The organism is Collinsella sp. AF37-9, from assembly GCF_003475115.1.
Taxonomy (GTDB): Bacteria; Actinomycetota; Coriobacteriia; order Coriobacteriales; family Coriobacteriaceae; genus Collinsella.
Window position 1 is genome coordinate 25,687 of sequence record NZ_QROQ01000016.1, and the last position, 16,844, is coordinate 42,530.

Here is a 16,844-nt window from a genome sequence, read left to right on the forward strand (position 1 = left end):
CCCGTTTGGGGCGGCACGTTTTGTTTGGGCTGCACGTTTTTGTTTTGGGAGATCCATTTGAGCCTCATAGTTATGTTCACGTTCGGGAACATAACGCCAGTTGCCTTAGCTAAGTTCACGTTCGGGAACATAGCCGTCCGCAGCGCAAGACGGCCCGGCTACTCAAAGTATTGGAACTTGTTCGTCGAGAAGGCGAACGTTACGACAAAGCCTTCGCCGGAGTCGGATGCCGCCGTGACGTCGATGCCCATCTTGGAGCATAGGCGCGCCACCAGGTAGAGGCCGATGCCCGTTGCGCGCTTGGTGGTGCGGCCGTTGTCGCCGGTAAAGCCCTTCTCGAACACGCGCGGCAGGTCTGCCGCACACACGCCGCAGCCGTTGTCCGCAACGGTGAGCTCGATGCGCTCGCTCGCCAGGCCCTCGTCCAGTAACGCGCCCGAAAACACGATCTTCGCGCCGTCCTCGCGCGCATATTTAATGCTGTTCTGAATGAGCTGGCCCAGGATAAACTCGAGCCATTTTTCGTCGGTAAAGACCTCGAAGTCGAGGTTCTCGCACACCGGAGCCACGTGCGCCGCAATGAGCTCGCGCGCGTTGGCCTTAATCGCACCCGTCACCAAGGTCTTAAGGTCCCAGCGGCGAATCAGGTAGTCGCGCTCCACGACTTCCGAGCGCGCGTAGTACAGCGCCTGGTCGATATAGCGTTCCACGCGAGCCAACTCGCGACCCAGGTCATCGACACGTGTTGGGTCATCTGCGCCGCCGTCGAGGTTTTCCAGAATCAGGTGAGCCGCCGCCAGGGGCAGCTTGGCCTCGTGGACCCAGCTCTCGATATAGTCGCGATAGTCTTCGGTCTGACGCCGGCCCTCGGCAACCTCGTCGCAGGCGGCTTTGCCCACCCGGCACAGGACCTCGTACTCGAGCTCGCCCTCGGCATAGGTTGGGCATTGCACCATCTCCTGCACCCATGCGGGACTCTCGAGCTCCTCTGCCGCGCGCTCCAACTGACGCAGAAAACGGCGACGGCGAGCGTACTCGATCACGATGCCGAGCATACCGAAGATAAAGGACACGCCAACCGCCACGACCACGATAGAAACGGGTGCGCCGGCGACCGTCAGCACAAAGCAGCTCAGCAGCACGCCGCACGTCCACACGGCGACGGGAAGCAGTGCATCTTTAAAGAACTTGCCAAACGACATAGCCGGCCCCTAGACCGAATAGCCTTGGCCGCGATGCGTCGTCAAATACCCCTTGATGCCGATTTTTTCGAGCGTGGTGCGCAGGCGGTTGATGTTGACGGTGAGCGTATTGTCGTCCACGAAGGCGTCGGAGTCCCACAGGTCCTGCATGATGGCCGAGCGCGAGACGATCTTGCCCGCGCGGCTCAGGAGCAGCGAGAGAATGCGCAGCTCATTTTTGGTGAGCTCGGTGCTGTCGCCGGTCGCCGTGTTGGTGACCATAGAGCGGGCGAGGTCGAGCTCCAGCCCCTTGTGGACGAGCGTGCTGCGCTCGCCTGACGCCGCGGTGCGACGCAGCAGTGCGTTGATGCGCGCCACGAGCACGCGCGCGCTATAGGGCTTGGGAACAAAGTCGTCCGCGCCGAGCGTCATGGCCATGACCTCGTCGATCTCGGTCGTGCGCGAGGTGAGGACGATGATGGGGACCTCGGATTCGCGGCGAACCTCGTGGCAGATATGCTGGCCGTCCTTGACGGGAAGCGTGAGGTCGAGCAGCACCAGGTCGGGCGCGGCGGCGAGAATATCGCGCGAGACATGCTCGAACGATTCGCAGGCCTCGATTTCAAACCCGGCGCGGGCAAGGATGTCGACAAGCTCACGACGAATGGGCTCGTCGTCCTCAACGATATAGATTAGCGCCATGGATTCCGCTCCCCTCTTGGTTGTCTTGCCACCATTATGGCTGCGAAACTGCAGGTGCGCGCCACGCACGTCGCCAAGGTGACAGAACTGTTCGCGAGCGGGGGCGTTTTGTCCGCCTCGCACTCGCAGCGGTGGCGGGAACCAAAATGATTCTTTAATCCCCGTCCCAGAATAATCATTTAGCGGCGGGCGCGAAGCTTTTCGTAGCCGTCGGCAAAGAAGGCGACCGTCGCGGCATCAGACTCGGCGGCGTCGACGTCGGTGGCAGGCACCACGCCGTGCTCGTCGCTTACCAGGAACAAGGCGCCCTTGAGCTGTGCGGGAATGTCTACGCGCGTGACCGGGATGCCCTTGGTCTGGGCCAGCTGCTCTATGAGCGTCGCCGTGCCACACAGGCACTCGTCCGCCGGCGCCACAAAGGCCAGCTCGCCGTTGTTGACGGCAGCGAGCAGCTCGGGCGCCACGCCGGTTTCGTCGGCCTCGGAGCGGGCCTCGGCGGAGCGGGCACGCAGCGCCTTGGCCGAAGTATCGGCCAGCGGCTCGTACTCACCCACCGTCATGGCGGCATTGCCGTTAACGTCGATCACCAGCATGAGCACGCCGTCGTGCGCGGTGTAATCGCCCTCGGCAAGCGACCACTCAACGTGCTGCTTGGCCCAGCTGAGCATGTTATGGGTAAGCGGCTCGCCCTGCACCAAGCGCTCGGACAGCGCGCGAATGTGACGGTTGAGCATGGGCACCTTTTTGTTGGACATGCGCCAACGGCAGATAAGCGCGGGCTTGTCGAGCGTAAACTTCTCGACCGCCTCCTGATTGGCGCAAAAGTCCTCGTACGCACGCTGGTCCTCGGCATTGCCAAACAGCTCTGCGTCATCAATCTGGGGCATGGTCATACCTTTCGTGTTAGTCATTCCGTCCTCTTATACCAAAAAGACGGCCCTCCAAACGGAGCGGCCGTCTTTTGCAGAGATAATTTTAGAAGCGAGGCGGTCCAAGGGACGAGATAACATCCCATCCTCCCCAGTCAACCTAACAGGTCGGCGAGGGTTGCCCAGGTGCCGCAGATTGCCGTGAAAGAGGAGCGACGCGTACTTGGGTACGCGGGCGACGAATGAGCGGCAAGGTGCGGTGGTTGGGCAAGCCGCAGCGCCACCTCCCTACTTAATGGCGGAAGTGGCGCGCACCCGTGAAAACCATCGCAATATTGTGCTCGTTGCAGGCCTGGATGCTCTCGTCGTCGCGCTTGGAGCCGCCGGGCTGGATGATGCAGGTCACGCCATGCTCGGCAAGCACGTCGACGTTGTCGCGGAACGGGAAGAACGCGTCGCTTGCGCAGGCAAAGCCGCCCTTCTCCACGCCCTCGCGCTCGCAGAAGTCCTCGGCGCGCTCGCAGGCAAGCAGCGCAGAGTCAACGCGGTTGGGCTGACCGGGGCCCATGCCAATGCCGGCCTTGCCCTTGGAGACCAGGATGGCGTTGGACTTGACGCCCTTGCAGACCTTCCAGGCAAACTCGAGCTCGGCCATCTCGGCATCGGTGGGCTTGCGGTCGGTGGGGAACGTAAAGGTCGCGGGGTCCTCGGTCACGTGGTCGACCTCCTGCACCAGCATGCCGCCGTCGATGGAGCGCAGTTCCACCTGGGCGCCGTGGTCCACGCCGCCGGTAGCCAGCACGCGCAGGTTGGGGCGCTTGGCCATGCGCTCGAGCGCCTCGGCAGTGTAGCTCGGGGCGATGATGACCTCGACAAACTGCTTGTTCTGATCGGCAAAATGCTCAACCAGCTCAAAGGGAACCTCGCGGTTGCAGGCGATGATGCCGCCGAAGGCGCTCTTGGGATCGCAGGCGAAGGCGCGGTCGTAAGCGGACGTAATGTCCTCGGCAACGGCGGAGCCGCAGGGGTTCTGGTGTTTGAGGATCACGCAGGCAGGCTCGTCGAACTCGCGGACCAGGTTCCAAGCGGCATCGGCATCCAGATAGTTATTGTAGCTGAGCGGCTTGCCCTGGATCTGCTCGGAGCCCACGAGCGGAAACTGCGAGCTCGCGGTGTTCTCGCAACCCTCGGCAAAGCGGTAGACCGTAGCCTTCTGCTGAGGATTCTCGCCATAGCGCAGGTCGTCGACCTTCTCCAGCGAAATCTCGAGCTTGGCAGAGGTATCCGCCACGTCACTTGCCTGGGCGGCAAGCCAACGGGAGATAGCCGTGTCGTAGGCGGCGGTGGTCTGGTAGACCTTCACCTGCAGGCGACGACGGGTGGAAAGCGTGGTGCAGCCACCGGTCTCGTGCATCTCGGCCAGGACGGCATCATAGTCGGCCGGGTCGGAGATGACGGTAACGCTCGCGGCGTTCTTGGCGGCAGAGCGCAGCATGGAGGGACCACCGATGTCGATGTGCTCGATGGCATCCGCGAAGGTGACCTCGGGGTTAGCGACGGTCTTCTCGAACTCGTACAGGTTGACGACGACCAGGTCGATCAGCTTAATGCCATGCTGAGCCGCCTCCTGCATGTGCTGCTCGGAATCGCGGCGGGCCAGCAGCGCGCCGTGAACCTTGGGGTGCAGGGTCTTAACGCGGCCGTCCATCATCTCGGGATAACCCGTAAACTCCTCGATGGGGGTTACGGGAACGCCCGCATCCTCGATAGCACGAGCCGTACCGCCCGTAGAGATGATCTCGACGCCAAAGTCATCGACCAGCGTCCGTGCGAAATCGACGACGCCCGTTTTATCGGTAACCGAGATCAACGCGCGTGCGATCTTCACATCAGATCCCATGCAGTCCTCCTGTCTGGTACGCCGCCGTGCTCTGTGAGTCGGTGATACGTCGATCTGCAGCGCTCGCGCAGCGGCATTGAAAATACTGATTCAATGTAGCGCATCGAGCGCGTCGATGCACCCCGCAACGGTCGCATGTGCAGAAAAAGCTTGCGAGCGGAGGGCATGGGCGCGGCACCGGGCGCGGTGAGTTCATGGAACACAGGGGCACCATAATTCGATGCCAATGGCGTGGTAGAACTGTGCTCGATATGCATCCGCAAAAGAAAGAGGCACCATGGTCTCGCGGGTTCTCTACCGACCGTTTGACACCGAAGACTTCGACGCCATCGCGCTGATTCTGCAGCAGCTTTGGCATAACAATTCGGATAACGATGAGTACAACCGCCTTGAGGCCGCGTGCGACCTTGCCTACTGCCTTTCGTCATCGACGTTTTCGCAAGTTGCCGTAATCGACGGCCAGGCGCGCGGCATTGCGCTTGCGCGTGCGGGACAGAGCTCCGACGCCGCCGTCAAGGAACATTGGATGGATACCGAGCGCGCGCTGCTATCGCAGATGCGCGAGCTGGAGCCTGATGCCTGCGCCGAGTATCTCTCGTTTGTGCGCGCAACCATCCGAACCAACAATCGCCTGCTCGAGAGCAGCCCGTTGCCGCACGACAACGAGGTCACGCTGCTTGCCGTGGATCGCGATGTCCATGGCCTGGGCGTTGGCACGGTTCTGCTCGATGCCGCGATCTCGCACCTGTCCTCGCTTGGAGCGACGAGGGCGCACCTGTACACCGACTCCAACTGCTCGTGGAAGTTCTACGAGCTGCACGGCTTTAAGCGCACCGCCACGCACCGCGCCAACCGCGAAGAGCGCCGTCACGACATGCCGCGCGAAAGCTTCCTCTACGAACTCGACCTAACAGCCTAGCCCAAGCAGCCACACCTAGTCATTTAAGTCTGTCCCCAATGAGTGGCCTTGGTGGTCTGCAAATAGCTGTGGTCAAAATACATCAAATATGAGTACTGTTACCTTTTTAGTAGCAGCGATTCGGGGCATTTTTGATGCTTATAGGCATGACGACCAGCTGCACGAGCTGACGTAACTCCCCAAATGTTCAATAAAATGGGCTCCTAACGAAAAGTACTCTCATTAGGAGCCCATTATTATGTGCAAACATATGTGACCAACGCAGCAACAGTACTCATATTTGGCATTTTTCGTCCACTGCCCCTTGCGCGAAGGTCCGCAGCGGAAAGTATGGCCCGTTTCGATGCACAAAAATGGGATGGATCTTCCCTGGCAACCGCCCAGAAAGATCCACCCCAAAGCAAGCGCTCGCTAGAACGTTCCGCCGCCGCCTCCGCCGACGCCGCCGCCTCCGCCGCCCGAGAAGCCGCCACCACCGCCGCCACTCGAGCTATCGGAGCTCGAAGCCAACTCGCGGATGGTCTCGTGATACACATCGTTGAACGAATCGAGCGGAGACTCGTTGCCGTAGTGATGGTAATACCACCAGTAGCAGGGGTAGTTGTCGTAGAAATCGTCGCTGTTGCGCAGGTCCGCAGGCACGGCCTCGGCCAGCTGTCGCAGCACTTCTTTCGAAACGCCTAGGGCAACGCCCATCACCAGCAGCTTGTTCCACAGCACCAGATCGCCCGGGACGGCTTCCTTTAGGCGTGTGAAATCCTCGAGCCAATGCTTGAGCGCCTTGCAGCGAGCCGCCACCTCGGCGCCCTCCGGCGTGTAACGGCGGAAGGTGCAGCTCAGGACAAAGCCCACGATCGTGACGGGGATCGAAATCATAGCGGCACCGACGTTGGCGTCCGCAAAGTCGGTATAGAACAGAGAGCCCAAAATGCCAAAGACAATGATGATGCCGAGAACCAAGCCGGCAACCAGGGCGACGGTGCCGTCCGAGGCGATAAGCTCGCGCGCCTCCAGCTTGCCCTTAACCGTGCTCTGATAGTCCTCGAGCTTGTCGCCAACAGATGTGGTGCGCTCGCTAGCGTACTCCTCCAGCTCGCTAAACGTGCGCGAACGGACTCCGCCCTTATCGGGCTTAACGCCAGCGAAGAAGACCTTGAGTACGTCGCGGTCGATGCCGTCCTTCTTGGCAGCCTTCCAGGCCTCGTCGGTCACTGTGATGCGATACGTCTGCTCCTCTTTTTCGCGACGGAGCAGACCCTTCTTCTTGGTCTCGGTCGCTTCTTCCAGCTTGATCACGCGGTCGTCGGTCAGCTTCATCAGCGTGGCGATATATGCCTGATCGGGCACGTCGTTCCAGCTCATAAGAGTTGCAAGCACCGCGGGATGATCGGCGGAGGGCACATCGCGGAAGTACTCGTCCTGGAAGAGCGGCTTGGGCTTGGGCCTGCGCAGCTTGAGCATCACGATTACACCGGTATAGGCAACCGCCACAACAACACACATCACGGCAATCGCGCCGGCAACCGCACGCGCGTGCTCACGGCGGGCGTTAGCTTCGTCGGCCCATTCCTTCTCTTCGCTCAGGATCGTTGACATGCGCTCTTCGCCCGAGGCGGCAAGCTGCGGCACCCAGTCGCTGGGGAAGGCGATGCGTGCCTCGGCAAACTCACCCTCGTGCACGCACGGAATGGTGTAGGTGACCATGGGTTCGTCCGCATCGAGCGATACGTCGCCCGTCAGCGGGCCGTGGCCCCATGCGCGGAAGTTATCGCCCTTGACGGCCGCCGTCCCGGCAGCGGCATTTGCGAAGTACACTTCCATCTCGACATCGTCGGAATCCGCAGACCAGCCGTCACCCACGAACTTCCAGTAGAGCTCGGCGGTATCGGCCCAGTTCATAACCGCACCGGTCATGGTGTAGCTCACGTAATAGATCGCGCTGTCGCCGCTCTCGTGAGGGCTGAACACCTTAATCCTTACGCCGTCACCGGTCTGCTCGACCGTATAGACGCCAGAGTCGCCCTTGTTCGCGCTATCGACTTTGTTAAACGCGGTGTCCTCTTCCTCGACACTCTGCACATCGACGCCCGCCGTGCCGCCCTGCTGGTTGGCTCCCGTATTGATCTCCCAAAACACGCCGTTGATGTCGTCATCGAAATCAAACTGGCGCCCCTCTACAACGGTCAGCGATCCATCGGCTTCAACCGTGGCACCGATATAGGTTTGGGTCATGGAGTAGCCGTCGGCGTGCGCGGCGGCAGGCAGCAGCAACAACGCAAGCGCGACGAGTGCGCAGACGGAAGCGAATCGCGCAAACAGGTGGCGCTGCCGACAGGGCTTGGCAACGAGGGCGTTCATAGGCACATCCTTTGTCTGTGATACCAACAGCGTCATTGTCCCACGTTTGCGGGTTCATGTGACGAACATCTAGGTCAGCGGAGTATCAAACGGGACAAAAGTCACGCCCGCCGCCGGCACCTGGGGACGTTCCTTATCTGCCGGCAATCTGGGACACTCCTTGGCATAGCCCGCCCTGGCAATAGATACCACTTCACAGCTCCGTCACAGGTGTAGCGGCTTTGTGTGGGCGCGGCCCGCGCTGATTGAGCCGCCAACCGAGGGGCATAAAGCAGTTGAGCGAAACGGTTTGCCCCTTTGCCGTTCGCTCGAGGATCATGTCCCCCTTTTCCGCGGAAACCCCGGCAGTTGCGAAGAGCTGCTGGGGTTTCTGTCGTTTGAGGGGTTGAAGGGGCTGAGCTTGGGGCGGTAATCGAGGTGTTGAGTCGGTGCCCGCCGCGCACAACACGCAGCCTCGGCAACTCGCGAGCATCGACGACGCCCCCTCACCTCACCCCGCGCTATACTCGTCCGCATGGATATCAACGCATGCAACATAGCAACACACGCCGCGGGCGCACCAGCAGCGGCCGCTCCCGCGCCCGTCGTGGGCCGCTTTGCCCCGTCGCCCTCGGGCCGCATGCATCTGGGCAACGTGTTCAGCTGCCTGTGCGCGTGGCTTTCGGCCCGCAGCCAGGGCGGCAGCATCGTGTTGCGCATCGAGGACCTGGACGATCGCTGCAAGCGCCCGGAACTTGCCGCCCAATTGATTGACGACCTAGCCTGGCTGGGGCTTGAGTGGGACGAAGGCCCCTACTGCCAGCACGATCGCCTGGACTTGTACGAGGACGCCCTGCACCAGCTGCAAGACGCCGGCCTCACCTATCCCTGCTTTTGCACGCGCGCCGAGCTCCACACCGCAAGCGCGCCGCACGCCAGCGACGGCACGCCCATCTACCGCGGCGCCTGCCGAGGCCTTTCTGCCGAGGAGGTTGCCCGCCGCAGCGCCCTGCGCGCTCCCGCCACGCGCCTGCGTGTGCCCGCCGTCGACGACCTCGCCGGCGACGTGATCGAATTCGTTGACCGCACGTACGGAGCCCAATGCGAGGCACTCGCCACCGAGTGCGGCGACTTTTTGGTGCGCCGCAGCGACGGCGTGTTTGCCTATCAGCTGGCCGTGGTGGTCGACGACGCTGCCATGGGCGTCACCGAGATCGTACGCGGATGCGACCTGCTTGGTTCCACGCCGCGCCAGATCTATCTGCAACATCTGCTGGGACTGCCCACACCGCGCTACGCGCACATCCCGCTGCTCATGTCGCCGGACGGCCGCCGCCTTTCCAAGCGCGATCGCGATCTGGACCTGGGCGAGCTCCGCACCCGCTTTGGCACACCCGAGGCACTGTTGGGATGGCTCGCCGGGCAAACAGGCATCGCGCCGGACACCACGCCGCGTACCGCCGAGCAGCTGGTCGAGCACTTTAGCTGGGACGTCATCCGCGCGCACCGCGAGAACATCACCGTAATGGCCGAGTAGTCAAACGCCCTGCCCCCTTCACTACCCCCCCCCCCCGACGAGTGCGTAATTCTGTATCTTGTTATGTACGGAATAGTTCCGTACAATGATGCAAAGGAGGTTTTACCATGCCAACGATTGAGAAACAGCGCCGTATGGATCTAAGGCTGACCGAGCGTCAACGCCTTACTTACGAGCGCGCCGCGGCCTTGCGCGGGCAAACTCTCACCCAATGGGCCACGGCTCACCTTGACGAGAGCTCCGCACGTGACATCGCCGAGGCGTCAACAACCTATCTTTCTCCTGATGGTTTTGATGCATTTTGCGAAATGCTCGACTCACCCATGCCCCAAGCCGCAAAAGCGTTGCTCGACCGTAAAGCGATTTGGGAATGAGCACGTTTACCAAGCCCGTTCAACTCCCCGTTGGTCAAGGCATCGAGGCTTTCCACTGCGGTAATACCCTTGTAGACGGATGGGCTAAAAACAGATCAGCCTCGGCGCGAAGAAGAGGGTCGGCGGTTATATACGCATCGTATTACGACGGCGCAGTCGCCGGGTTCTATACGCTATGTACGCACTCCGTAGCTCGCGAAAATGTTGACGGAGGATGGTTCGTTCGGAACTCCCCCTCCCAAGTTCCCGCAGTGTTGCTTGGAATGATGGGGGTTGATGAGAAATTCAAGGGGCTTGGTCTGGGAGCATCGTTGCTCAAAGATGCCATCGAAAACGCCTTGAAAATTTCTGCCCTAGCGGGAGCGCGAGCTTTGGTTGTCGATCCAGTAGATGATGAGGCGGCAGCGTTCTATGCGCATTTCGGCTTTGCAGCCCTACCCGGCACCAACCGAATGGCGTTGAAACTCTAGACCGCCAGCAGCATCTCCTCCAGCTCCCAGTATGTCTTAAGTTACCCTACAGATAATGACTATTGCCAAAATGTAGGGTAACTACCCAAGGCATCATACGAAGAGCTCGCTATGCCTGCCCCTACGCAACGTCCCAGGGCTGGAGCTCGCCGCCCAGGCGAACGATGCAGTCGTAGAGCACGGTGTGGCGCTCGGCCGGGTTGGCATCCCGATGAAAATGCCCGTAGTACCAGCGCTTGTAGTCCAAGCGGTCCTCCAGCTCATCGAAAAACGCCGTAAGCCGATCAACGGCGGGGCAATTCCAGCCGGGCGCCGGATAAAGCGTGGGCGAAAGCATGCGCGTAGAGCAGGTGTGGGTGACCACGTAGTCGACCTTCCAGCCCACGCCGTCGAGCTTTGTCCGCGCCTCCTCAAAGTTGCGCTCGTCCGGCAGCTCCTGCGGCCACCAGCTGGAATACGGAATGCGGTATTCCTTGTCCACGCTCGTGGCGCCGCCCATGGTAAAGACCGTTGAGCCGTCGAGTTCAAAAACCTCGCCGCGCGTCAGGCGCCGTATGGGCGAGGTGTCCGACAGGCGCTGTGTCAGTCCGCCGTGCCACAACTCCATGGGTCGCTCCGCCCAGTGGTCGAAACGTTCGTGGTTGCCGTCGACGAACAGCACGGTATAGGGGCGCGACTCCAGCCAAGCGATGTCGGCGCACTCCTCGGCAGAGAAATCCCACGGAAGGCCAAAGTCGCCGGCAATGATGAGATAGTCGTCGCTCGTCAGGCTTTCCCCAAGATCCCAATCGCGCAGCTTTTGCATGTCAGCGCCGCCATGGACGTCGCCCGTCACATAGACCGTCATCGGATCACCACTTCCCTCTTATAGGTTTCGAGATCGCGCTCGACCTGCTCGTCGCCCGTGGCGTTGACCCACCACGGCCACTTAACGCAACACACCGGCTCGTCTACCTGTGCAAACCACGACTTGAGCTCCTCCAGGCTCACCGGGGCGTAGCCGTTGGCGTCCACGCCCACGTCGTAGCGCAGCAGCCCCTGCCGAAGGTTGAACTTGTTATACGCGTCGCCACAGCTGTGGATATGCCCGTGCAAATGCCAGCCGCCGTGCGACATACCCTGCCAGTCGACCATGGGATAGTGGCTCAGCACGATTTTCTGACGGTCGATCTTGAGCACGCAAATGGGCGGCTCGACGATAAAAGCATCCGCCACCGCAGGCTGCGTCCAGTCTTTATCGTGGTTGCCGGGCAGCAGATGGATGCGCTTGCATGCAATGCTTTTGCGCAACTCGTAGGCATCTTGGACCGTCATCTTAAAGCTGAAGTCACCCAAAATGTAAAGCTCGTCATCCGCAGCGACCTTGCTATTAATGCTAGCGACCATGGCGTCGTTCATCTGCCCAACAGTCGACCAAGGCCTGTCGGCGAGCCGCAGCATGTTCTCGTGCCCAAAGTGGGTATCGCTGGTAAACCAGATCATGGGGACCTCCTAACGCTCTTGCTCAAAATAGTCACTCGCCGTCTCATCCTGCCCATCGGCACATCGCGCTTCGATCGGCACGATATCTTGGTAGATAAGGCGATGCTTGTCATCGCGCCATTCATCGTCATGGTAATGGCCAAAGAACCAGGTGCGGTAGTCGAGCCGCCCGTCGAGCTCGCCCAAAAAGGCCTGCAGCGAATCGTCGTAGAACTCGCGATTGCACTCCATGCACAGCTCGTCAGCCAAATCGACCGGCGCCTCGTGCGTCACAACATAGTCGACCTTCCAGCCCGCGCGATCGAGCGAGGCGCGACAGTGTTTGATCTCGCGCTCACTCGGCATCTCCTCGGGCCACCACGTCTTTCCCTCCTGACGCCACTGTTTGTCATGGCTCGCGGCGCCACCCATGGCGAGCACCGTGGTCCCCGTGATGTCGAACACCTCGCCGCGCATCAGGTGCAGCACGTGCGGGCGAACCTCGTGAACGAGGCCCCCGTTCCACTCACGCATTGGCAGCCCCGCCAGCAGATGATGGTTCTCGTGATTGCCGTCGACAAAACACGTGGTCCAGGGCTTGGACTCAAACCAGTCGAGCCAGTATTTGTCGGTGTTCGAGCCGCTCCATATAAAGCCAAAGTCGCCGGCAACGATGACAACGTCATCGCGCGTCAGCGTTCGACCCAATGGCCAAACGCGCGACGAGAAGCGACTCGCCCCATACTCGGCAACACCGTGAACGTCTCCGGTAACGAAAATAGACATCAAACAACACCTCCGTGCTGTGCGACTCTGGACAAATCAATGGAAGAAATTGCAGGCCGGGCCGGCATCTGTATCCCTTAGGGCTTACCCTTCGTTCTTCCATCCAAACGGATCAAACACCCAAAAAACTAGATCGAGCACACTGTTGGCGGGCAGCATGTTGGGCAGGGCGTCTTGCCTCGCTTGAGTGCAGCCGCTAATGGTACGCTTGTTTTAATGGCGTTTTGAGGAAGGCTTTTGCACCCCGTAGAACGGTGGTAAATCTTGCCGTTCTTAGTGACGATTACCTTGATTTTTGAGGTATCCACGCTGCGGGGCTCGATGGGCGCAGCCACCTCTTGACGAGCTGGCGCTGTTTTCCAAGGCTTGCCTCTCGAAAAACCAAAATCGCAGAATCGATTGATATAGCTGTCGAAACATCCATCGAACAGCAACCCCGTTGCCAGACCCGCCATGAATCCGCAGGCGATCGCGGCCTCTCCTCTTATTTGCATATATCCCTCCTTAATCAATCTTGAAGAAAAAGGCGGCGCGCGCCGCAGAGCCCATGCCCCTGCGGTGCGCGCCAAAAACAGCGCGCTTCCCTGTCCCTAACGGATCAGCTGGCGGCGCTTATCGGACAGGAATACGCCGGCGGCCACCAGGACCGTGCCGCCGATCACGAAGGTCTCACCCAGCAGCTCGGACGCATCGCCCGTGGCGGGCATCGCCGTCTGCCAAGTCGTGGCCTCGGTCTTTGCCTCCGCATGCTTGGCCTGGTACGTCACTTGCGTGACGGGCTGGGTCTGCTCGCCGTTTCCGCGGTCGGCGGCCTCTTGGCGAGCGATCTCGGCGTTAAGCTCGGCAATAGCCTGGTCGAGCTCGACCTTGGCGGCGGTGTAGTTGGCGAGCGCCTCCAAGTATGCCGGCGCCACGGCATCCGTCGCAGCCACGGCGTCATCGAGTTCGGCCTTGGCGGTCGCGGCACGCTCGGCGGCATCGTGGGCCGCAGCGATCTTGGCGTTAAGTACCTCGTCCGCATCGTCAGTGCTGCCGTTGACAATGGCTTCGGCAATATTGATTCTGCGCAGGCGGGCAACCGCGGCGGCAGAGGCGTCGCGCGCGACAGTCGCATCCACCACGGCATCGTCAGCCTCCACCACGTCATACTCGGCATCGCTCACGGCCATCGCCGCTGCATCGAGCGCGGCATCGGCAGTCGCTTTGTCCCCAGTGGCCTTGGCAAGTGCTGCGGCGGCATTCTTAAGCTGAGAGGCGCGGGCGGCAGCTGCATCAGATTTTGCCTGAGCCGTTGCCACGACGGCGTCGGCATCGCTTGCAGCCCGCTGCGCCATATCGAGCTCCACCTGAGTGGCAGCAGCATCGATGCCTGCCTGATCGGCATCGCCTTGGGTGGCAAGAAGTTCGGCCTCCGCCTCGCGCTGATTGGCACGCGCGCTTTCGAGTGCAGACGACGCCGCATCAAACGCACGCTGAGCAGCGGCGATATCGGCTGAGTACGCCGCTAGCTCATCCTGGGCCGCGGCAAGTGCATCCCGTTTGTCGCCAACACCGGCACGAGCGGCGTCCAGTGCGCGCTTGGCAGCAGCCACCTTGCCCTTGGCAATGTCGAGCTCGCCAGACTTGGCGGCCACGGCGTCCTGCGCTGCCGCAACAGCGGCGTTGGCAGCGCTCAAATCGGCGCGGGCATCGCTGACGGCACGCGCGGCGGCGTCAGCTGCAGCCTGCTTTTGCGCCACGGCAGCCTGGGCCTCCGAGGCCTTGGTTGCCGCGACATCAACGTTAGCGGCAGCGCGCTCAACCTGGGTTTGCTTTGCTGCAACGGCCTGCGATGCTGCACTCACCTTGCTGCCGGCATCGTCGGCAACGCCCTGCGCCACAGCAAGCTCCTTGCGTGCCGCATCCACGCCCTGCTCGGGATTTGCCAACGAGTCACACCACGCATTCAACGCAGCCTCATACTCTGCAACCGTCATCGGATTGAGGTTATACGGCTTATACCATTGACCAGAATATACAAATGTTTGCGCCTGTGTACTCCCGTACAGCGTCCCTCGCGTGCAAACGCCCATGCCCGTCACGGTGTAATCGGGGTTGATCACGTTGATGTAATGTCCGACCGAAGGGTTTGGTCCACCGTGCAGTGCGGCGTAGTTATCAATCTGGGAGCTATGCGCTGTATAGAAATCGTAAGCGGCCTTTCCCGTAAGGCCCGACGCGCCCAGCGAGGCGGCGGCAGCATCAAAGATGGCCTTCTCCTGATCGACCCACTGCTTAAACGGATTGCTTCCGTAGTTCCACGCCACATTCTCGCCCACGTTAAACTGCTGAGCGTGCGCGACCTTCGTATCGGAGAAGTTCGCGTCGGCGATGGCGATCGCCATCATGGCATATGTCACCTTGAGCTCGCCTAGGCCAACGCTTGCGCGATACTCGTTGCACGCTTTGAGCCACACAACCGCCTGCTTCATATTGGTCAGGCTCGTCGCGTCGACTTCCTCGCCCACCTTGTTGTAGCCAGCGAGTTTGCAGTTGAGGATGATATCCGCCGCATCGTCGGCACCCACACTCTTAAAGAATGCGATGGCACCCTGGCGGTAGTTCTCCGCCGATGCATTCGCCGTTGCCTGAGCGGCATCGAGCTTTGCCTGGGCCTGAGCCACAGCCTGGTCGGCCTGCTGCTTTTGGGCCTTCGCCTGATCGAGCGCCTTGTCGGCAGCGTCTTTCTCGTCCTTGGCCGCCGAAAGCTTGGCCTGGGCATCGGCCAGCTCCGTGAGCGCACTGGCATGATCGGTCTTGGCCTGGTCAAGAGCGGCGTCGGCAGCGGTCTTGGCAGCAGCGGCGGCATCCAGCTTTGACTGGGCATCGGCAGCGGCCTGCTGCTGATCGGCAACTGCCTGCTGAGCAGTCTGAACCTCGCCCTCGGCGGCGGCAACGTCCTGCTCAGCGGCAGCAAGCTCGCTCTCGCACTTCGACTGCGCGGCCTTGGCGGCCGTCAGCGCTTCGGACGCAGCAGCCACCTTTGCCTTGGCGGCCTCGTACTCCGGGCCCGCGGCGCCCTGCTCGGCTCGATCCAGATCGGCCTTGGCCGCGTCATAGCTCGTCTGCGCGGCATCCACGTCCGCATCTGCCGCGGCCTTTGCCTGCCGAGCTGCCGAAAGCTTGCCCTGCGCGTCCTGCTGCTTGGCAGCGGCGGCAGTGGCAGCGTCTTGAGCATCCGAGAGCTTGGCCTGCGCATCAACGACCTGCTGCTTCGCCTGTTCCAGGTCACTCGCAGCCTGCCCTGCGGCAGCCTGGGCGGCAGCTACAGCCTCGGGCGTAGCATCGGATGCAGCAGCCTGTGCGGCCTCAAGCGCAGACTGGGCATCACGGGATGCCCTCTGGGCAGCAGTCAGGGCTTCATCCTTGTCCGCCAGCTCCTTCTTGGCAGCATCGAGCGCAGCCTGAGCGTCCTCAAACGCCTTGACATCCTGATCGGCCTTGTCCTGCGCAGCGCCCAGCTGCTTTTCCAGCTCGGCCGAAGCAGCGGAGGCCGCGCTATCGCTCGCACCGCGGGCCGCGTCACAGGCGCCCCGCGCCTGCTGCTGGTTGACGGCGGCAGCATCGTAGGGAGCGGCAGCCGCTTCCAGATCGGCCTTGGCGGTAGCAGCTTTAGCGCGCGCCGCATCAACTGCAGCCTGCAGGTCGGCGACCTTTTGCGCTGCAGACACGGCACCCGCGCCAGTACCGGCGGCCGCAGCGCTCGTCAGCGGCGACATCACCGCAGCCGTTGCGCCCGCGGCGCCAATGCCATCCGCACCCTGCGCCGCCGCGGTCAGAGGCGACAGCAGCGAGCCGCCCGTCATGGCAATCGTCGCCGCAGCAACCGTCGCCACGCGCCCAGCCGCCCTGGCCTTACCCAAGGCCTTGCCGTTCATGTCCTTGTTCATGTTCTTGCTCATTGCCGATTCCTTCCCACGGTGAGCCGTTGTTTGACACAGATAGTCGATCTAACTTGCCCCGCTAAAAAGAGGTGATAACGGGGTAATTAAATCGGAGGAGTTGGAGACAAGCCCACATCCATCAGCGGATGCCGAGCTCATACTCCCGCTCGCGCTCAATATCATTCATGTACTCATAATCTTCGGAGCTAAGCTCTGAATCATCTTGAGCAAACATGTAGTTCTCGGCCTTAGAACAAATACTGTAACCGCAGATGGTATTGAGATCGATATGGTCGGTATTGTCGTTGTAAAGGGGGAAAATTCTGCTGGTCATGCTCAAGTACCTCTCAACATAAACTGAAAACTCATTTGCTTGGTCTCTTTT

15 protein-coding genes are annotated in these 16,844 nt (G+C 61.2%); 4 read left to right on the forward strand and 11 right to left on the reverse strand.

Translation table 11 applies throughout. The features are described from left to right. Positions 1 to 158: 158 nt before the first annotated feature. From DW024_RS06100 to purH, 4 genes are all read right to left on the reverse strand, one after another. Positions 159 to 1,202: a sensor histidine kinase gene (locus DW024_RS06100; protein WP_117564916.1), complete on the reverse strand. Its 1,044-nt coding sequence runs from the start codon at positions 1,200 to 1,202 to the stop codon at positions 159 to 161. Between the two features lie 9 nt (positions 1,203 to 1,211). Then, on the reverse strand, positions 1,212 to 1,883 hold the full coding sequence (locus tag DW024_RS06105) for a response regulator transcription factor (protein WP_117564915.1): 672 nt from the start codon (positions 1,881 to 1,883) through the stop codon (positions 1,212 to 1,214). Positions 1,884 to 2,062: 179 nt separating this feature from the next. Further along, the gene (locus tag DW024_RS06110) at positions 2,063 to 2,794 is read right to left on the reverse strand and encodes a hypothetical protein (RefSeq protein WP_118377227.1); all 732 of its coding nucleotides are present in this window, start codon (positions 2,792 to 2,794) and stop codon (positions 2,063 to 2,065) included. A gap of 250 nt (positions 2,795 to 3,044) precedes the next feature. Beyond that, positions 3,045 to 4,652, reverse strand: a complete 1,608-nt coding sequence (gene purH, locus DW024_RS06115) for a bifunctional phosphoribosylaminoimidazolecarboxamide formyltransferase/IMP cyclohydrolase (RefSeq protein ID WP_118377228.1) — start codon at positions 4,650 to 4,652, stop codon at positions 3,045 to 3,047. A gap of 277 nt (positions 4,653 to 4,929) precedes the next feature. On the opposite strand from purH, the gene DW024_RS06120 reads away from it, so the two are divergent. Beyond that, a complete protein-coding gene (locus DW024_RS06120) occupies positions 4,930 to 5,571 on the forward strand; it encodes a GNAT family N-acetyltransferase (protein ID WP_118377229.1) in 642 nt (213 codons plus the stop codon). Between the two features lie 411 nt (positions 5,572 to 5,982). Here DW024_RS06120 and DW024_RS06125 read toward each other — a convergent pair whose 3' ends face one another. Then, on the reverse strand, positions 5,983 to 7,929 hold the full coding sequence (locus tag DW024_RS06125) for a DUF2207 domain-containing protein (protein WP_158572171.1): 1,947 nt from the start codon (positions 7,927 to 7,929) through the stop codon (positions 5,983 to 5,985). A gap of 514 nt (positions 7,930 to 8,443) precedes the next feature. Between DW024_RS06125 and gluQRS the strand changes: the two genes are divergently transcribed. From gluQRS to DW024_RS06140, 3 genes are all read left to right on the forward strand, one after another. Then, on the forward strand, positions 8,444 to 9,445 hold the full coding sequence (gene gluQRS / locus DW024_RS06130) for a tRNA glutamyl-Q(34) synthetase GluQRS (protein WP_118377231.1): 1,002 nt from the start codon (positions 8,444 to 8,446) through the stop codon (positions 9,443 to 9,445). A 107-nt stretch (positions 9,446 to 9,552) separates the two neighbouring features. Continuing rightward, the gene (locus DW024_RS06135; RefSeq protein ID WP_089572439.1) at positions 9,553 to 9,819 is read left to right on the forward strand and encodes a DUF1778 domain-containing protein; all 267 of its coding nucleotides are present in this window, start codon (positions 9,553 to 9,555) and stop codon (positions 9,817 to 9,819) included. Next, positions 9,816 to 10,289: a GNAT family N-acetyltransferase gene (locus tag DW024_RS06140; RefSeq protein ID WP_089572440.1), complete on the forward strand. Its 474-nt coding sequence runs from the start codon at positions 9,816 to 9,818 to the stop codon at positions 10,287 to 10,289. Before DW024_RS06135 ends, DW024_RS06140 begins: the two co-directional genes overlap by 4 nt. Positions 10,290 to 10,410: 121 nt before the next feature. Here the strand turns inward: DW024_RS06140 and DW024_RS06145 are convergent, their stop codons facing one another. The 6 genes from DW024_RS06145 to DW024_RS06165 form a co-directional block, all read right to left on the reverse strand. Next, positions 10,411 to 11,136: a metallophosphoesterase gene (locus DW024_RS06145; protein WP_118377232.1), complete on the reverse strand. Its 726-nt coding sequence runs from the start codon at positions 11,134 to 11,136 to the stop codon at positions 10,411 to 10,413. Beyond that, positions 11,133 to 11,771 (reverse strand): metallophosphoesterase, encoded by a 639-nt coding sequence (locus DW024_RS06150; RefSeq protein WP_117637087.1) that lies wholly within the window; start codon positions 11,769 to 11,771, stop codon positions 11,133 to 11,135. Before DW024_RS06150 ends, DW024_RS06145 begins: the two co-directional genes overlap by 4 nt. 9 nt (positions 11,772 to 11,780) lie before the next feature. Then, the gene (locus DW024_RS06155) at positions 11,781 to 12,536 is read right to left on the reverse strand and encodes a metallophosphoesterase (RefSeq protein WP_089572443.1); all 756 of its coding nucleotides are present in this window, start codon (positions 12,534 to 12,536) and stop codon (positions 11,781 to 11,783) included. Positions 12,537 to 12,664: 128 nt separating this feature from the next. After that, a complete protein-coding gene (locus tag DW024_RS10000) occupies positions 12,665 to 13,030 on the reverse strand; it encodes a hypothetical protein (RefSeq protein ID WP_117799814.1) in 366 nt (121 codons plus the stop codon). A gap of 96 nt (positions 13,031 to 13,126) precedes the next feature. Further along, positions 13,127 to 16,477 carry a CAP domain-containing protein gene (locus DW024_RS06160; protein ID WP_118377233.1) on the reverse strand — a complete coding sequence of 1,117 codons (3,351 nt, stop codon included), beginning with the start codon at positions 16,475 to 16,477 and terminating at the stop codon, positions 13,127 to 13,129. 121 nt (positions 16,478 to 16,598) lie between these two features. After that, a complete protein-coding gene (locus DW024_RS06165; RefSeq protein WP_118266928.1) occupies positions 16,599 to 16,793 on the reverse strand; it encodes a hypothetical protein in 195 nt (64 codons plus the stop codon). Positions 16,794 to 16,844: the final 51 nt, after the last annotated feature.

Bases quoted from the DNA above. Each gene is read 5' to 3' on its own strand.
- DW024_RS06100 (WP_117564916.1), bottom strand. From the start codon at position 1,202: ATGTCGTTTGGCAAGTTCTTTAAAGATGCACTGCTTCCCGTCGCCGTG.
- DW024_RS06105 (WP_117564915.1), bottom strand. From the start codon at position 1,883: ATGGCGCTAATCTATATCGTTGAGGACGACGAGCCCATTCGTCGTGAG.
- DW024_RS06110 (WP_118377227.1), bottom strand. From the start codon at position 2,794: ATGACTAACACGAAAGGTATGACCATGCCCCAGATTGATGACGCAGAG.
- purH (WP_118377228.1), bottom strand. From the start codon at position 4,652: ATGGGATCTGATGTGAAGATCGCACGCGCGTTGATCTCGGTTACCGAT.
- DW024_RS06120 (WP_118377229.1), top strand. From the start codon at position 4,930: ATGGTCTCGCGGGTTCTCTACCGACCGTTTGACACCGAAGACTTCGAC.
- DW024_RS06125 (WP_158572171.1), bottom strand. From the start codon at position 7,929: ATGAACGCCCTCGTTGCCAAGCCCTGTCGGCAGCGCCACCTGTTTGCG.
- gluQRS (WP_118377231.1), top strand. From the start codon at position 8,444: ATGGATATCAACGCATGCAACATAGCAACACACGCCGCGGGCGCACCA.
- DW024_RS06135 (WP_089572439.1), top strand. From the start codon at position 9,553: ATGCCAACGATTGAGAAACAGCGCCGTATGGATCTAAGGCTGACCGAG.
- DW024_RS06140 (WP_089572440.1), top strand. From the start codon at position 9,816: ATGAGCACGTTTACCAAGCCCGTTCAACTCCCCGTTGGTCAAGGCATC.
- DW024_RS06145 (WP_118377232.1), bottom strand. From the start codon at position 11,136: ATGACGGTCTATGTGACGGGCGACGTCCATGGCGGCGCTGACATGCAA.
- DW024_RS06150 (WP_117637087.1), bottom strand. From the start codon at position 11,771: ATGATCTGGTTTACCAGCGATACCCACTTTGGGCACGAGAACATGCTG.
- DW024_RS06155 (WP_089572443.1), bottom strand. From the start codon at position 12,536: ATGTCTATTTTCGTTACCGGAGACGTTCACGGTGTTGCCGAGTATGGG.
- DW024_RS10000 (WP_117799814.1), bottom strand. From the start codon at position 13,030: ATGCAAATAAGAGGAGAGGCCGCGATCGCCTGCGGATTCATGGCGGGT.
- DW024_RS06160 (WP_118377233.1), bottom strand. From the start codon at position 16,477: ATGAGCAAGAACATGAACAAGGACATGAACGGCAAGGCCTTGGGTAAG.
- DW024_RS06165 (WP_118266928.1), bottom strand. From the start codon at position 16,793: ATGACCAGCAGAATTTTCCCCCTTTACAACGACAATACCGACCATATC.